The sequence below is a fragment of the Actinoplanes sp. NPDC049316 genome (assembly GCF_040677315.1).
Classification (GTDB): Bacteria; Actinomycetota; Actinomycetes; order Mycobacteriales; family Micromonosporaceae; genus Actinoplanes.
This window is the reverse complement of the sequence record NZ_JBFAQM010000003.1, coordinates 294,707-309,742: the sequence shown is the minus strand read 5'-3', so window position 1 is coordinate 309,742 and position 15,036 is coordinate 294,707. Positions and strand designations below refer to the sequence as shown.

The 15,036-nt window shown below is 73.6% G+C and carries 17 protein-coding genes; 8 read left to right on the top strand and 9 right to left on the bottom strand.

What is annotated here, in order from left to right; genetic code table 11:
• The 3 genes from AB0K03_RS06690 to AB0K03_RS06680 all read right to left on the bottom strand — a co-directional run bounded on the left by AB0K03_RS06690 (position 1) and on the right by AB0K03_RS06680 (position 3,217).
• Positions 1-1,974, bottom strand: a complete 1,974-nt coding sequence (locus AB0K03_RS06690) for an ATP-binding protein (RefSeq protein ID WP_364681467.1) — start codon at positions 1,972-1,974, stop codon at positions 1-3.
• 19 nt (positions 1,975-1,993) lie between these two features.
• On the bottom strand, positions 1,994-2,155 hold the full coding sequence (locus AB0K03_RS06685; RefSeq protein WP_364681465.1) for a hypothetical protein: 162 nt from the start codon (positions 2,153-2,155) through the stop codon (positions 1,994-1,996).
• A 63-nt stretch (positions 2,156-2,218) separates the two neighbouring features.
• A complete protein-coding gene (locus tag AB0K03_RS06680; RefSeq protein ID WP_364681464.1) occupies positions 2,219-3,217 on the bottom strand; it encodes an ATP-binding protein in 999 nt (332 codons plus the stop codon).
• 50 nt (positions 3,218-3,267) lie between these two features.
• Here AB0K03_RS06680 and AB0K03_RS06675 point away from each other — a divergent pair, with 50 nt between their 5' ends.
• From AB0K03_RS06675 to AB0K03_RS06665, 3 genes are all read left to right on the top strand, one after another.
• Positions 3,268-4,005 carry an HAD family phosphatase gene (locus AB0K03_RS06675; protein WP_364681462.1) on the top strand — a complete coding sequence of 246 codons (738 nt, stop codon included), beginning with the start codon at positions 3,268-3,270 and terminating at the stop codon, positions 4,003-4,005.
• A gap of 302 nt (positions 4,006-4,307) precedes the next feature.
• Complete coding sequence (locus AB0K03_RS06670; RefSeq protein ID WP_364681460.1) at positions 4,308-5,870, top strand: GAF domain-containing protein; 1,563 nt, start codon at positions 4,308-4,310, stop codon at positions 5,868-5,870.
• 70 nt (positions 5,871-5,940) lie between these two features.
• Positions 5,941-6,822 carry an LLM class F420-dependent oxidoreductase gene (locus tag AB0K03_RS06665; RefSeq protein WP_364681459.1) on the top strand — a complete coding sequence of 294 codons (882 nt, stop codon included), beginning with the start codon at positions 5,941-5,943 and terminating at the stop codon, positions 6,820-6,822.
• A 224-nt stretch (positions 6,823-7,046) separates the two neighbouring features.
• Here AB0K03_RS06665 and AB0K03_RS06660 read toward each other — a convergent pair whose 3' ends face one another.
• From AB0K03_RS06660 to AB0K03_RS06650, 3 genes are all read right to left on the bottom strand, one after another.
• On the bottom strand, positions 7,047-7,739 hold the full coding sequence (locus AB0K03_RS06660) for a DivIVA domain-containing protein (protein ID WP_364681457.1): 693 nt from the start codon (positions 7,737-7,739) through the stop codon (positions 7,047-7,049).
• Between the two features lie 118 nt (positions 7,740-7,857).
• Entirely contained in the window at positions 7,858-8,283 is a 426-nt protein-coding gene (locus AB0K03_RS06655; RefSeq protein WP_364681455.1) for a nitroreductase family deazaflavin-dependent oxidoreductase, read from the bottom strand.
• Complete coding sequence (locus AB0K03_RS06650) at positions 8,280-9,707, bottom strand: hypothetical protein (protein ID WP_364681453.1); 1,428 nt, start codon at positions 9,705-9,707, stop codon at positions 8,280-8,282. Before AB0K03_RS06650 ends, AB0K03_RS06655 begins: the two co-directional genes overlap by 4 nt.
• A gap of 128 nt (positions 9,708-9,835) precedes the next feature.
• Here AB0K03_RS06650 and AB0K03_RS06645 point away from each other — a divergent pair, with 128 nt between their 5' ends.
• On the top strand, positions 9,836-10,300 hold the full coding sequence (locus AB0K03_RS06645; RefSeq protein WP_364681451.1) for a nitroreductase/quinone reductase family protein: 465 nt from the start codon (positions 9,836-9,838) through the stop codon (positions 10,298-10,300).
• 41 nt (positions 10,301-10,341) lie between these two features.
• Positions 10,342-10,965, top strand: coding sequence for a GNAT family N-acetyltransferase (locus AB0K03_RS06640; protein ID WP_364681449.1), 624 nt, complete (start codon positions 10,342-10,344; stop codon positions 10,963-10,965).
• On the opposite strand, the gene AB0K03_RS06635 is transcribed toward AB0K03_RS06640, so the two are convergent.
• Complete coding sequence (locus AB0K03_RS06635) at positions 10,919-11,542, bottom strand: helix-turn-helix domain-containing protein (protein WP_364681448.1); 624 nt, start codon at positions 11,540-11,542, stop codon at positions 10,919-10,921. The two genes, AB0K03_RS06640 and AB0K03_RS06635, sit on opposite strands and share 47 nt — an antisense overlap.
• 79 nt (positions 11,543-11,621) lie before the next feature.
• Here AB0K03_RS06635 and AB0K03_RS06630 point away from each other — a divergent pair, with 79 nt between their 5' ends.
• Positions 11,622-12,563, top strand: coding sequence for an LLM class F420-dependent oxidoreductase (locus AB0K03_RS06630; RefSeq protein ID WP_364681446.1), 942 nt, complete (start codon positions 11,622-11,624; stop codon positions 12,561-12,563).
• Positions 12,564-12,611: 48 nt separating this feature from the next.
• On the opposite strand, the gene AB0K03_RS06625 is transcribed toward AB0K03_RS06630, so the two are convergent.
• Positions 12,612-12,872 (bottom strand): hypothetical protein, encoded by a 261-nt coding sequence (locus tag AB0K03_RS06625; RefSeq protein WP_364681444.1) that lies wholly within the window; start codon positions 12,870-12,872, stop codon positions 12,612-12,614.
• 114 nt (positions 12,873-12,986) lie between these two features.
• On the opposite strand from AB0K03_RS06625, the gene AB0K03_RS06620 reads away from it, so the two are divergent.
• Entirely contained in the window at positions 12,987-13,769 is a 783-nt protein-coding gene (locus AB0K03_RS06620) for an alpha/beta hydrolase (RefSeq protein ID WP_364681442.1), read from the top strand.
• On the opposite strand, the gene AB0K03_RS06615 is transcribed toward AB0K03_RS06620, so the two are convergent.
• Positions 13,742-14,467 carry a spermidine synthase gene (locus AB0K03_RS06615; RefSeq protein WP_364681440.1) on the bottom strand — a complete coding sequence of 242 codons (726 nt, stop codon included), beginning with the start codon at positions 14,465-14,467 and terminating at the stop codon, positions 13,742-13,744. The two genes, AB0K03_RS06620 and AB0K03_RS06615, sit on opposite strands and share 28 nt — an antisense overlap.
• Before the next feature lie 101 nt (positions 14,468-14,568).
• Here AB0K03_RS06615 and AB0K03_RS06610 point away from each other — a divergent pair, with 101 nt between their 5' ends.
• Positions 14,569-14,976: a hypothetical protein gene (locus AB0K03_RS06610; RefSeq protein ID WP_364681439.1), complete on the top strand. Its 408-nt coding sequence runs from the start codon at positions 14,569-14,571 to the stop codon at positions 14,974-14,976.
• The last annotated feature ends 60 nt before the right edge of the window (positions 14,977-15,036 follow it).

Sequence of the window (15,036 nt, the reverse complement as noted above, 5' to 3'; positions counted from 1 at the left end):
TCAGGACCGCCGCGGCAGGCGGACGGTGACGGTCGTGCCCGCGGGCGGCCGCGAGTTGAGCACGATCGTGCCGTGGTGCCGCTCCACCACCGCGCGGCTGAGCGCCAGGCCCAGCCCTGCGCCGCGGACGGCGGAGTGCCGAGCGTTGCCGGCCCGGTACAGGCGCCGGAACACGCGCGGCTGGTCCTCGGGTGGCACCCCGATGCCCGCGTCCGACACGGCCAGCACGGCGGCGTCGCCGTCGGCGGCCAGCTCGACCCGTACGGTCGATTCGTCCGGGCTGAACTTGATCGCGTTGTCGAGCAGGCTCTCCACCACCTGCCCCAGCCGGCGGCGATCCCCGGTGATCGTGAGGCTTTCCGGCACGCCGGGCGCGACGGTGATCCGGTGTTCCCGGGCGGCGGGCGCGACGGCCTCCACGGCGGCGGAAACGACGGCGACGAGGTCGACGTCGGCGACGGTCAGGCCGGCGTGGCCCGACTCGAGCGCGGCCAGGTCGAGCAGATTCTCCACGAGCTGGCGCAGCAGGACGTTGTTGCGCTCGACGATCTCCAGCAGCGGGCGGATCTCGCCGACCGGGGTGGCGTCGTCCGACTCCATGATGAGCTCCGTGTAGGCGCCGATGGACGTCAGCGGCGTCCGCAGCTCGTGCCCCACCAGGGCGATGTACTCGTCGGTGGCGGCCGCGAGGTGCCTGCTCAGGTCCTCGGCGCGGCGCTTCTCCAGGTAGGCGCCGACGTTCCCGGCGATGCCGGTGAGCAGCACGGTGAGCGACGGCTCGGGTTCCTGCAGGGAGTGACTGAAGATCGTCAGCACACCGGTGACGCGGTCGCCGCTGCGCACCGGCACGGCCACGGCCGCCCGGTAGCCGGCACTGGCCGCGACGTCCGGCAGCACCGGCGAGGCGGAGGCGTGGATGTCCGGCACCCACACCAGTTGCGCCTGCTCCCAGCACTGACCCGCGAGCCCCTGCCCGCACGCGAAACCGGCCGGCACGGGCAACGGCCGCTCACCCGGGGCGGCGTACGTGGCGGCCGACCGCAGCCGCGCGCTCACCTCGTCGATCAGCCACAGGCGCACGTACGGCCATTCCAGGCTCTCCCCGATCGCCCGCACCAGGTTGTCCGCGGCGGTGTCGGTGTCCGGGCTCGCCGCGAGGATCTCGAGGACCTTGGTCTTGCACCGCTCGTACTGCCGGGAGCGATGCTCGCCGGTGACGTCGTGCACGGCGGCGACCGCGCCGAGCACGGTCCCGGTGCCGGCGCGCACCGGGCGGGCGTTGATGTCCAGCCAGCGGCGCCGGCCGGCCCGGTCGTGAGTCAGGACATCGGCGTGGCGGACCTCCTCACCGGCGAGCGCCCGCACCAGCGGCAGACGGTCCGCGGTGATCGGGGCGCCGTCGTGGTGGCGCAGCACGAACTCCCGCGGCCACTCGGTCAGCGGCACCTCGCCGCTGGCGTCGCCGAAGATCTCCCGCATGACGCGGTTGAGCACCACGAGCCGGCCGGAGGCGTCGCAGGCCGCGACGCCGACGTCCAGGCTGTGCAGCAGCGCGTCCGCGAAGCCGGCCGGCGCGGCGTCGTCCGGCGCGGGGAACGGCGCCGGGGGTTGCTCGCCGGACAGGTACGGGAGCAGCGCCCCGGTCAGCTCCTGCATCGTGAACGGCTTGGGCACCACCGCCACGGCGCCGGTCGAGGCGAGCCGCGGATCGCTGGGCGGCAGGTAAGCCGTGACCAGGGCGACCGGGATGCCGGCGAACTCCGGGACCTCGCGCAGCATGCGGCACATCTGCAGCCCGTTGAGGAACGGCATGTCGACGTCGGCCACGATCAGGTCCGGCCGGTGCTCGGCCACCGCCGCCAGCCCGGCGCGCCCGTCGTCGGCGAGCACGACCTCGTGACCCAGCCGGCGGACGACCTCGGCGATGGCGTGCTGATGGTCAGGGTTGTCCTCCACGACGAGCACGGCTGCCATCTCGACAGCCTAAAACGGACTAAAGGGACTCCGCTTCCGAACGGCGGAGTTCGTCAGGACGCCCCTTCTGCGTCAGCCACCGCTCGATGCAGGTGAGCAGGTCCTCCGCGTCGACCGGCTTGGTGACGTAGTCGCCGGCCCCGGAGTCGATGCTCTTCTCCCGGTCGCCGTGCATCGCCACCAGCCGTGATCCACTGATCCGGCCCGTGAGGATGCATGGCGGCACGGGCCCCCGCCCGGGACGTCAGTTCTCGGCGCGATGCAGGGGCTCGTACGGGAAGGACAGCCGTACGGTGGTCCGCCCGGCGGCCGACTCGATCATGACGACGTCGGCCAGCTGCCGGGCCAGCCACAGCCCTCGCCCGCCCGGGGTGGCGCCGCTGAGCCGCGGGCGGTGGAACCCCGCGCCGGGCGGGATGCGCCGGCCACCGGCGTCGTCGCACTGCACGATCAGCGTGGCCGCCTCATGCCAGGCGCGGACCCGCACCGGCGGCCGGCCGTGGCGCAACCCGTTGGTGACGATCTCCATCACCGCGACCACGACGTCCTCCGCGGCCGCCGGCGCGAAGCCGTGCGCGGCGACCCATCCGCAGAGCAGCGACCGGAGCGGGCCGAGGTCCTCGACCTCGTGCAGCACCACGTCGTGATCGATGGCGCCCGGCGGGGCGGGCAGCGGCGGATCGCGCCGTGCGGACAGGAAACGCTCTGGCGCCAGGTACTGCGGGGAGGGCCGGACGCCCTCCGGGGTCATCAGGTGCCCGTGCGCCGCCCGCGCCCCGTCGATGACGGACTGCGCGTGGTGCCGGCTGTCCCAGATGCAGGTGACCGGGCAGGCGTACGGGGCGTACACGTCGTTGCACGCCGCCTCGTACGCGAGGTACGCCACCGAGCGGTCCGGCACGGCGCCGGCGGTGAGATCCGGCTCCGCCACGACGTGGACGCGCCGCCCGGCGTCGTGCTGCTCGGCCAGGTAGCGCCGGAAGCCCTCGTACGCGAAGCCGAGCCGCTGGTAGAACGCGGTGTGATCACCCCAGCGCAACGCGCCCGCCAGGTCACCGTCCGCTGTCGTGAGCAGCCCGCGAAGGCGCTCGCCGACCACCATCAGAACCTCGTCGTACGCGTCGGCCGAGCGTCGCAGCTCCGGCATGAGCGCGGCCACCAGCTCGTCGTCCGAGCCCGTGATCACCGCGGCGTGCCGGAACGAGCCGTCACCCTCGTCCATGACCACGTTCGATACCCCCACCGCGTCCGGCTACACCGCCCACTCGCATCCGGGGCCGTACGATGACCGCCATGCCCGCGCCTCGCGACCTGCGGTGCCTGCTGCTGGACGCCGACGGCAACCTCTTCCCCTCCGAGGCGCCGGCCTTCGCCGCCTCCGCGGACGTGACGAACCGGTTCCTGGCCTCGCTCGGGGTACGGGCCACGTACACACCGGAGCGCCTGCTCGCCACCGCCACCGGGCAGACCTTCCGGACCACCGCCGCCGACCTGGCCCGGGCACACGGCGTCACGGTCGCCCCCGGCGTCCTCGACGACTGGGTCGCCGAGGAGAAGAAGGTCGTCAGCGCCTACCTCGGCCGGGTGCTGCGGCCCGACCCGGGCGTGCTGGGACCGCTGCGCCGCCTCGCCGGCAGGTTCCGGCTCGCGGCGGTGAGCTCCAGCGCGCTGTCGCGCCTGGACGAGTGCTTCCGCGCCGCCGGCCTCAGCGACCTGATCCCGCCGGAGGCGCGCTTCAGCGCGGAGGACTCGCTGCCCGCACCGGCGGGCAAACCCGACCCGGCGATCTATCGGTACGCCGCCGAGCAGGTCGGCGTGCCGGCCGGGCGGGCGCTGGCGGTCGAGGACTCCCTGCCGGGCGCCCGGTCGGCCGTCGCCGCGGGCATCGTCACGGTCGGCAACCTCACGTTCGTACCCCCGCAGGACCGCCCCGAACGCCGGCGCCGCCTCGCCGAGGCCGGCGTCGCGGAGGTCGTCGAGTCCTGGGACGAGCTGGCCGCGATGCTGCTCGGCCTCGACCCCGAGGGCTAAAGCGCTACCCACCGTCACTGATCTCGGTGATCCCGGCCGCGCCGGCGCCGGCGATGATGTCGACGACCACGGCCCCCGGACGTCGTGGAGCGATCCGTCACGCCGAGCCGGTTACTCACCGTGGTGGCAACCCATGCTTGCTCCGCTGCCGGTACGGACTGCGGCACGGCAACCGGGCGGCAACCGGCGTGGTGAGCGCTCCAGTGCGTTTCGCGGCCTGCGATCAAGCCCGTCGGGTGCCGGTCGATGGCGCCCCCGACAAGCGACGGGGCCCGAAAGGTCCGACAGAAGGAGCGACGATCATGGGTTTGTTCGGCAGCCGTACCTCCGATGCCGCCGGTGAGAGCGCCATATCCGAGGCACGGCAGAACGCCGCGGCGGTCAGCACGGTGGTACGGGCGCTGCAGGGAGCCACGAGCCCCGCCGAGGCGGCCCGGGCGGCGCTCGACGCGGTACGGCAATGCTTCGGCTGGGCGTACGGCTCCTACTGGCGCGTCGACCCCGCCGCGGGCGTGCTGCGCTTCGCGGTCGAGTCCGGTGACGCCGGTCCGGAGTTCCGCGAGGTCACCCTGGCCGCCTCCTTCGCCGAGGGGGTGGGGCTCTCCGGCCGGGCATGGCGTGCCCAGGACCTGATCTTCGTTCCCGACCTCGGGCAGATGCACGACTGCGTCCGCGCGCCCGTGGCGCAGAAGGTCGGCGTGCGGAGCGGCATCTGCTTCCCGCTGACCGAGGACGGCCGGGTGGTGGGCACGATGGACTTCTTCGCCACCACCGCGCTCGCACCCTCCGAGCAGCGACTCGAGACCCTGCGCAGCGTGGGCCTGCTGGTGTCGCAGGCCCTCGAACGGGTCGGCGCCGCCGAGCGGCAGGCGGACGCGGCCGCCGACGTCGCCGCGGTCAACACGGTGCTGCGCCACCTGTCACAGGCCACCGTGGAGTCCGACGCCATCCGGGAGGCGCTCGACACCGTCCGTACGGGGTTCGGCTGGGCGTACGGATCGTTCTGGCCGGTCGACGACGCGCGCGGTGTCCTCACGTTCGGCGTCGAGTCCGGCGACGCCGGCGAGGAGTTCCGCCGGGTCACCCGCTCGGCGACCTTCGCACCGGGGGTCGGGCTCGCCGGCCGCACCTGGCGGACCCAGGAGATGATCTTCGTCGAGGACCTCGGCACGGTGACCGACTGCGTCCGGGCCCCCGCGGCCCAGCGCGCCGGGGTCACGTCCGGCGTGTGCCTGCCCCTGATCGTGCACGGCACCGTGATCGGCACCCTCGACTTCTTCGCCACCGAGCGGCAGTCGCTGTCCGAGAGCAGGTCGAGCGCCCTGCGCAACACCGCCTTCCTGATCGCGCAGGCGGTGCAGCGGATCCGTGAGAGCCGGCGCCTCAGCGCGGCCGGCGCCGAGCTCGTCACCTCCATCGAGGAGGCCGAACGCAACGTCGTGCAGGCGACCCTCGTCGCCGGGCGTGCCACCGAGGTCACCGGCGAGGCGAACGTCGTGGTCGGGCGGCTGTCGCGGTCCAGCAACAAGATCGGTGACGTGGTCAAGGTGATCACCTCGATCGCCGGGCAGACCAACCTGCTCGCGCTGAACGCGACCATCGAGGCGGCCCGCGCGGGCGAGGCCGGCAAGGGCTTCGCCGTGGTCGCCACCGAGGTGAAGGAGCTGGCGCAGAGCACCGCACGCGCCACGCAGGACGTCACGACGCTCATCGCCGCGATCCAGAACGACGCCGGCAACGTGGTGCACGCGCTGGGCGCCATCGGCGACATCGTCGGTGAGATCAACGAGACCCAGACGATGATCAGCAGCGTGCTCACCGAGCAGGCGGCCGTGACCCGCGACATCGTGGGAGCGCAGGCCTGAGCATCCGGTCGCGCACGCCCGGCCCGGCCGCCGGGCGTGCGGCGCACACAAGATCCGGTACGTTGCGGATATGAGTGTGCGTTTCGGGGTGTTCGTGCCGCAGGGCTGGAAGATGGACCTGGTCGAGATCGCCGACCCGGTCGAGCAGTACGAGGCGATGACGGCGGTCGCCAAGGCCGCCGACGCCGGTCCGTGGGACTCGGTGTGGGTGTACGACCACTTCCACACCGTGCCCGAGCCGACCGTCAACACCACGTTCGAGTGCTGGACCGTCACGTCGACGCTGGCCCGGGACACCAGCCGGGTCAACATCGGGCAGATGGTCGGCTGCAACGGCTACCGCCAGCCCTCGCTCTACGCCAAGATCGCGTCCACCGTCGACGTGGCCAGCCACGGGCGCCTCTACGCCGGGCTGGGCGCCGGGTGGTACGAGCACGAGTGGAAGGCGTACGGCTACGAGTGGAAGGAGGTCCCGCAGCGCATGGGCGAGTTCCGCGAGGCCGTGGAGATCGTCCACCGCATGTGGACCGAGGAGCGGCCGGTGTTCCGGGGCCGTCACTACTCGATCGACGGCCCGATCAACGAGCCGAAGGGCGTCCGCAAGCCGCACCCGTCGTTCTGGCTCGGCGGCGGCGGCGAGAGGGTGACGCTCAAGCTCGTCGCCCAGTACGCGGACGCCTGCAACGTGGGCGGCTCCGACCCGGACATCATCCGCCACAAGCTGAGCGTGCTCCGCCGGCACTGCGACAAGCTGGGCCGCGACTACGACAGCATCATCAAGTCGACGAGCCTGGAGATGGACCTCGCCCAGCCGATGTCCGAGACGGCCGGACGGGTCGAGCGGGCCGTCGAGGCGGGCGCCGACTACGTCATCGTCTACGTCCCGCGGGTGGCGTACGACCACGAGCCGATGCTGCGCTTCGCGCAGGAGGTCATCCCGCAGTTCGCCTAGGGTGTCCCCGCCGCCCCCGGGCGGCGGGCACCGTCTGCACGCTCGCCGCCCCGCCACCGGACCGCGAGCGGCAGACCGCTGCAGGCGGGCGCGGTCGGTCGGACGCGTACCCGGGCTGCCGGCCCCGTCCGCGGTGCGGAACGTGGCCTCCATCACCTCGGCGCTCAGCCTGGTGCGGAACCCGCTCACGCCGGTGAGCATCAGGACGGCGGAGACGAGGGCCCTCAGTCGTTGGGCTGCGGGTCGCTGTCGAGATCCTGCAGCTGGTGCGTGACGTGGCTGTGCAGGGCGGCCTGGTAGCTCTGCGCGAGCTGGCCGAGCCGTTCGATCTCGTCGAGCAGCGCCGCGCGCTTCGTGCCGAGGCTGTTCATCGCATCGGCGTGGTTGCGCCGCGCGTCGCCCTCGATCGTGCCCGCCTTGAGCTGCGCCTCCCCGGTGATCTGGCCGGCCTTGTCGCGGGCCTCGCTCAGCAGCGCCTCGCTCTCCAGCTGCGCGTCGCGCATGTGGTCGTCGGCGGTGCGCTGGGCCATCATCAGCACCCGGGCCGTGCGCTCGTCGTCGGCCGGCGCGGCGGGCGGCGGGGCGGACCTGGCGCTGCTGCGGGCACGTTCCAGTTCGGCCTGCAGGTTGCGGGCGTTCTGCTCGGCGCGGGCGCGCGCCTCCTGGAGGCGCTCCAGGCGGGCGGCGACGTCGGCGAACTCGGAGTCGAGCACCATGGTGGACGCGGCGGAGCCGGGACCGCCCGGGCCGCCACGCTGGACCTGCTGGTGCAGCGCGCCGTTCTCCTCCAGCAGGCGGGTCAGCTCCTGCTCCACCTCGTCGAGGAAGGCATCGACCTCGTCCCCGTCGTAGCCCCGCTTGCCGATCGGGGGCTTCTTGAAGGCGATGTTGTGGATGTCCGCCGGAGTGAGCGGCATTGCGTTCCTCGATTCACAAAGTGGCCCTGGTTCACAGGGTGGGTCTGGTTCACAGGGTGGGCCTCGGTCGTGGGGGTCGATCCTATGCAACGCCCGCGAGCGCGGAGCGTGAGTGTGATCACCCCGGTGGCGCGGGCGTCGTCCCGGCCGTCCTGAGCAGCCGGAACTCGCGCCGCCGCAGCAGCCGGAGCACCAGCGACGCGGGACGCCCGAACGCCGCCAGGCCGGCCGCTTCCGGGTACGGCTCGACGCCGGCGATCCGGTGCTCCGTGCCGCCGTGCACCACCACGCAGCCACCGGCGGCGACCACGTTGCGGTACCAGTCGACGCCGGGGCCGTACGTCAGCTCGGCGACGAAGTCGCGGCCGTCGCGGGCCAACAGGATCGGCGTCTCGTACGTCCGGCCGGAGCGGCGCCCGGTGTGCCGGATCAGCGACAACCGGCCGGACCCCGACCTGGCCAGCCGTACGGCGACCGGGTTCAGCGTAGCGTTCAGCACCCGGAACCAGGCACGCGCGACCCGCCCGCGGCGGCCGGCGGTCACCGGGGCGACACCGGTCTGACGCTGGTCGGCCGTCCCGGCGGGCCACCCTTGGCGGACCGGTACGCCGGCACGCCGACGCAGGTGAACAGCATCGCCTCCAGCGGCTCCCCCAGCAGCGCGGGGATCTCGCTGTCCAGGAACGTCATCCCGCTGGCGCCGGCTCCCATGGCGTACGCGAGCAGATGCAACCGCCCCTCCACCAGGCCCGACGCGAGCTGCGCGGCGCGGTAGCCGGCGTCGTCCAAGGCGGACACGTCGGCCGCGGTGACGACCACGAAGGCGGCGTCGCGGGCGAGGGCCTGCTCGAGGCAGACCCGGTACAGCTCGTCGCGCAGATTGCCCGCGCGCACCGGCTTGTCCATCTCCGGCCACCGGTAGAGACCGGGTTCCATCCCGTCCACATCGTGCACCACCACGAAGTGGGGAAGGTCGACGCCGCGCACCGCCACGGCGACGCTGTCGCGCATGAGGTGCTCCGGCAGCCCGCGGCTCGCGTCCATCAGCCGCTGCGAGCCCCGGGCCAGCACCACGGTCTCGACGGGGTCGCGCTGCTCGCCGGAGACGCGGACCGCGACGCCCGGCTCCCACGGCGGACCCAGCGCGTCGCCGGAGCTCGCCCGCTGCGCCGCCGTCACCAGCGGGAACTCGAGCGGCGCCGCGTCGACCTCGCCGGCGACGGCGGCGCCGGCCGGCCGCAGCGCGGGCTCCTGCCCGCCGAGGGAGACGACGGCGACGGGGAATTCTTGGACACCGTCGGCACCGACCAGTTCCGCTACTGCGGTGTCGGGGAACCGGCTGTACAGCGCCGCGGGGATGCCGGCCGAGGCCGCGGCGCCGGTCAGCTGGGACAGCATGGTGCCGAGGTCCCAGTAGATGTGCCGGTATCCGCGCTCGCGGTAGCGCCAGCCCGTCCGCCACGGGACGCCGGTCGCGACCACGGCCACGTCCCCGCCGCGGGGAGCGGGTCCCACCTGGACGAGCGCGTGCCCGGCGGGGTCGTACCAGTGCACGCCGGCCGGCAGCTCTCCCCCGTCCGGGACCGCGACATACAGCTCCAGCGGGAACCGGCCGCCGGCGGAACCGGCGGCACGGAACGGATGGGTGCCGTACGTGCGCTCGGCCGTGCGCACGACGCCGGCCGACAGGAACAGGATCCGCGCGAGATGGGCGAGGCTCAGGGCGGACGGCTGCACCGCGGCGGTGCCCGCGAGCACGGCGACGGCGGGGGCGGTGGTGGCGGGCAGGTCCCGGGGAAGGTCGGCGCGGGGCAGGCCGTCCGGATAGCGCTTGACGAACCACGGCAGCCGGCTCAGATCGTTGACCTCGAGGTCCTGCACCAGCGCCGGGTCGTCGGCCGGGTCGGTCCAGGACCGGGAGGGCTCGTACGAGGTCAGCCGGTGCAGCCGCTGTGTCGCCGTTTCCACCCCGCTGACTCTGCCCGATGCGCGGGGCGGCGCGCCACCCGCGGGTCCTTCGGCTCTGGTTCAGCTGGCGGGGCATGGCTATCGTGCCAGCCGTCCGGCGCGGATCGCGAGCTACACGGGAGGCCACCATGTCCGTCGAGCGCAAGACGCGGGGCGCGCGGGTCCCGCCCCGCTGGATCGTCCGGTCGGCATGGTCGGTGCACCGGTTCCTGTACCGCGTGACCGGCGGCCGGCTGGGGCTCTGGCGGCCCCGGAAGAAGGGCTGGGGCGCGCTGCGGCTCACCACGGCCGGGCGTCGCAGCGGCCGGCCGCGCAGCGTGATCCTCGGGTACTTCGAGGACGGCTCCGACCTGGTCACGCTGGCCATGAACGGCTGGGGGCCGGGCGAGCCGGCGTGGTGGCTCAACCTGCAGGCCGATCCGGACGCCACCGTGGAGCTGGTCGGCGTGCGCCGGCCCGTGCGCGCGCACGCCGCCACCGGCGAGGAGCGGGACCGGCTGTGGGACCGCTGGCGGGAGATCGACGCGAACCTGGACGAGTACGCGGCCCTGCGCCCGTCGCAGACCGCGGTGGTGGTGCTGACGCCGCGGTAAAGGCGTCGCCCGCCGGGAAGCCGTCGTGTGAGGGTGGCGGGATGCCACAACCGATTCTGCGTACGACCCGGCTGCTCCTGACCCCGCTGGCGGACCGGCACCTCGAGCTGGAGGTCGGGCTCGACTCCGACCCGGAGGTGCTGCGTCACCTCTTCCCCCGGGCGCGGACCAGGGACGAGGTGCTCGCCTCGCACGCCGGGCGGATGGCCTCGGCGCTCAAGGTGGACGGTCTCGGCTTCTGGATGGCGTTCGGCTCCGGCGGCGGCCGGCCCGGCTCCACGGCCCCGGAGAGCGAGGACGGTGCGGAGTTCGTGGGGCTCATGATGCTGCCGCCGGCGCACGGCCCGGACCAGCCCGACGATCCCGAGGTGGCCGAGCTGGGGTACCGCCTGGCCCGCCGCTTCTGGCGGCAGGGGCTGGCCAGTGAGGCGTCCCGGGTCCTGCTGCGGCACGCCTTCGAGACAGTGGGGCAGCGCCGGGTGATCGCGCAGACCATGGCGGTGAACCGGGGCTCGCGCGGCGTCATGGCGGCGGTCGGCATGCGCTACGTGCGGACCTTCTTCCCCGCCTGGGACGAGCCCCTGCCCGGCTCCGAGGAGGGCGAGGTCGAGTACGAGATCACCCGGGAGACGTGGGCGGCGACGGGCGGCCGGCAGCCGCGATGAGCGCGCGCGCCGCCTCGGTGGCACGCGCCGCGATCGCGTCGACGCTGGTGGAGGCACGCGAGAAGAAGCCGTCCTGCACGAGCGACGTGTAGCCGTGCGCCACGGCGATCGTCTCCTCGACGAGCAGGACGGCCTCCTGGTACGACGCCGAGCCGGTCGCGGTGGCCAGCTCGAGCAGGGTCGTCATGAGCGCGCGGGTCTGCTCCCGGCGGGCGTCGTCGGGCACGGCGTACAGCTCGGCGGCATAGATGATCTGGAAGCCGGCGCCGGTGCGGATCACGTACCGCAGGTAGGCGCCGGCGACCGAGGCCAGGCGCGCGGCCGGGTCCGGGCCGGCCGCACCGGCCGCCGCGATGATCGCCGCCCGCAGGTCCCGGGCGGCGTCGGCGGAGACCGCGCTGAGCAGGTGCGCACGATCCGCGAAGTGCCGGTACGGCGCCGCGGAGCTCACCCCGAGCCGGCGCGCGACCGCGGCGACCGAGAAGCCGTGCAGGCCGCACTCGGCGAGCAGGTCGAAGCTGGCCCGCACGAGGGCGGCGCGCAGCGAGCCGTGGTGGTAGCCGCGCTCCGCCGACACGCTCACGCTCCCGCTTGCCCGCATGTTAGTGGAGTCTTACATTAACAGGTGATAGCCCTCTTACATCGGCGGAGGCATTGTGAGCATCCGGCTCGGTTACCAGATCCCGAACTTCACCCATCCCGGCGTCCCGGTCGAGAAGCTCTTCGACACCGTCGCCGCGCAGGCCCGGGACGCGGAGGCGGCGGGATTCGACACCGTCCTGGTGATGGACCACTTCTATCAGCTACCGGGCATCGGCGCGCCGGAGAACGCGATGCTGGAGGCGTACACGACGCTCGGAGCGCTCGCGTCGGCCACCTCGACGATCCAGCTGTCCACGCTGGTCACGGGGAACACGTACCGCAATCCGGCGCTGCTCGCGAAGACCGTGACCACCCTGGACGTCGTCTCGAAGGGGCGGGCGATCCTGGGCATCGGCGCGGGGTGGTTCGAGCGTGAGCACCACGACTACGGCTTCGAGTTCGGCACCTTCGGCCAGCGCTTCGAGCGGCTCGAGGAGGCCCTGACGATCATCGCTCCGATGCTCAGGGGCGAGCAGGCGTCGCTCGAGGGCAAGTGGTACACCGCGCGCGGCGCCATGAACAACCCGCGGCTGCGCCCGACCGTCCCGATCATGCTCGGCGGCAGCGGCGAGCAGAAGACGTTCCGCCTGGCGGCGCGTTTCGCCGACCACATGAACATCATCTGCGACATCGCCGACCTGCCGCGCAAGGTCGCCGTGCTGCGCGAGCGCTGCGCGGAGATCGGCCGCGACCCCGCCACGCTGAAGACCAGCTACCTGGTCATGGGCATGGTGGGCGAGACCGCGCAGGAGGCGAAGGAGCTCGGCGAGACCATTCCGGAGGACCGCCGCAACCGGGCCTTCCTCGGCACCCCGGACGAGGTCGCCGAGCAGCTGCGGGAGAAGGTGCTCGGCGCCGGGATCGACGGCATCACCATCAACCTCATCCGCAACGGCCACCGGCCCGGAGTCGTCACGCGGGTGGGTGAGGCCCTCAAGCCCCTGGTGGCCGGCTGACCCACCGCCACGCGGCCGGACGGTACGGACCCTCCGGCCGCGTGGCGCTCAGACGTCCTCGGGGTCGTCCGGCGGGAACGACGGCCACGGCGGCGGGGTGACCGAAGGGTCGGCGGTCGGCGGCGTCCCGGTGACCGGTCCCGACGGGATCGGATGCCCGGGCGGCAGCGGCACGTCGTCGCTGCTCTGCACCGCGGGCGGGCGGCCCGGCGGCGGGGTCGTGCCCGCGAACGCGGGCCAGGCGGTGGCGGCGACGCCCGCCCCGACCGCGATCGCGGCCGCGAGCGACACGACATGGGTACGGTGCATGGCTTTCCCCCGTGGATCCGGCGGCCCGGACAGCCGCTCGAGGCGGGACGCTACCAAAGATCGATGCATTCCGCTGTCCCCCACGGGCGCGCCGGCCGCCGTTAGCCTGGTCGGATGCGGGTGCACTACGTGGAGCACGGAACCGGCCGGCCCGTGCTCGTGCTGCACGGTGCGGGCGTCGACCACCGTGAGGCTGAGGCGTGCTTCGAGGAGGCGCTCGACGGGGTCGCGGGACTGCGCCGGATCTACCCCGACCTGCCGGGCATGGGACGCACGGCCGCCCCCGCACGGCTGCGCAGCGCGGACGACGTCCTCAGCACGCTGCTCGCCTTCGCCGAGAACGTCACCGGTGGGGACCCGTACGTCCTCATCGGTCACTCGGCCGGCGCCTACTACGCGGCGGCGATGGCGTCGCGGCGCCCGGCACAGGTCGCCGGCCTGGCGCTCGTCTGCCCTCTGTCGCCGGACGTACGCGACGTCCCGGAGCACCGCGTCGTCGCCGGGCCCGGCGACCTCGGCGACGAGGCGTTCCGGGACTACTTCGTGGTCCAGACGCCGGAGATGCTCGAGCGCTACGAGCGGCACGTCGCCCCGGCCGCGGCCCTGGCCGACCAGGAGGCGCTGGAACGGATCGGCGAACGCTGGGAGCTGACTCCCGACGACGCGCCCGCCTACCCGGGCCCGGCGGTCGTCGTGGCCGGGCGCCTGGACTCGACGGTCGGGTACGCCGCCGCGACGGACCTCGCCGCCCGGCACCCGCATGCCACACTCGCGGTGCTCGACAACGCGGGCCACGCGCTGCCCCACGAGCAACCGGCCCTGCTGCGCGCCCTGCTCGTGGAATGGCTCGCGCGGGTGCGGGCCGCCCCTCAGGCGCCCGCCGCCCGCGCGATGTAGACGGTGTTGGTGGAGGTCCGCCCCTGCAACGGGTTGGGGAAGGCGACCACCTCGGCACGGGCCGTCGCGAAAACCTCACCGAGCAGGGCCGTGAAGGCGTCGTCGGGCGGATCGTTCGACCAGAGCCCGAACACCCCGCCGGGATGCAGGTGCGCCGCGAGCCGGCGCAGGCCGTCCGCGGTGTAGAACGCGGCATGCGCCGGATGCAGCAGGTGGCTCGGGCTGTGGTCGATGTCGAGCAGCACGGCGTGCACCAGCCGGCCGGGATCCTCGGGGTCGTACCCGGCGGGATCGGCGGTCACGGCGAAGAAGTCGGCGTGCAGCAGGCGGCACCGCGGATCCGTGGCCACCGCCTCGGCGAACGGCAGCAGCCCCCGCCGGTGCCACGAGATGACCTCCTCCAGCGCGTCCACCACCAGCACCGAACGCACCCGCGGATCGGCGAGGACGGTACGGGCCGTGTACCCCATCCCCAGCCCGCCCACGACCACGTCCAACTCGGCCATGTCCGCGACCTCATGCAGGCCCAGGCGGGCGAGTTCGATCTCGGCGACGGTGAACAGGCTCGACATGAGGAACTCGTCGCCGAGCTTCACCTCGTACACCTCGGCGCCGAGCATCGGATCCCGCCGCCGGCGCAGACTGATCTCACCCATCGGGGTGTCGCGCCACGCCAATTCCTCGAACCGCACGCTCATGACGCCATGCTCCTCCCCCGGCGGCGCCGGCGCCGTCCGCCACGGCGGCACGATCGGCTCTTTCGGCGCCACCGCGCGGCCGGCGGACGCATGATTACCGGGTGTGCGGTTCGGTGTCGGCGATCGGCCTCCGGGAGCAGGACCGGCGGCTGTGGCCGTACCTGCGGGAAAGGCTGCGCGTGCCCGGGCAGCTGATGACGCTGCAGCGCGGCGTGCTCGGCGACGCCGAGGTCGCCGTCGTCGGCTCCGCGACGCCGCAGGGCCGCGTCACGGTGCTGGCCCTGGCGGCCACCACCGAGGAGATCGCCCAGGAGATCCTGCTGCCGGCCGGTCTGGTACTCCCGGACGGGCAGGACCGGATCGTCCGGGCGAAGGTCGGCGACTACGACGCGGACATCCTGGTCCGCGGCGGCCCGCACGGCCGGCCCGAGCCGATGGCCGTCCTGGCCACCCCGTGGATCGAGCAGCACCTGCTGCTGTACGCCCGCGAGCTCTGGCACCGCCGCTGACCGCGGACAGCGACGGGCCGCGCGGCGACGTGCGGGCGCCGCGCCTGCGCAAGGTGATCC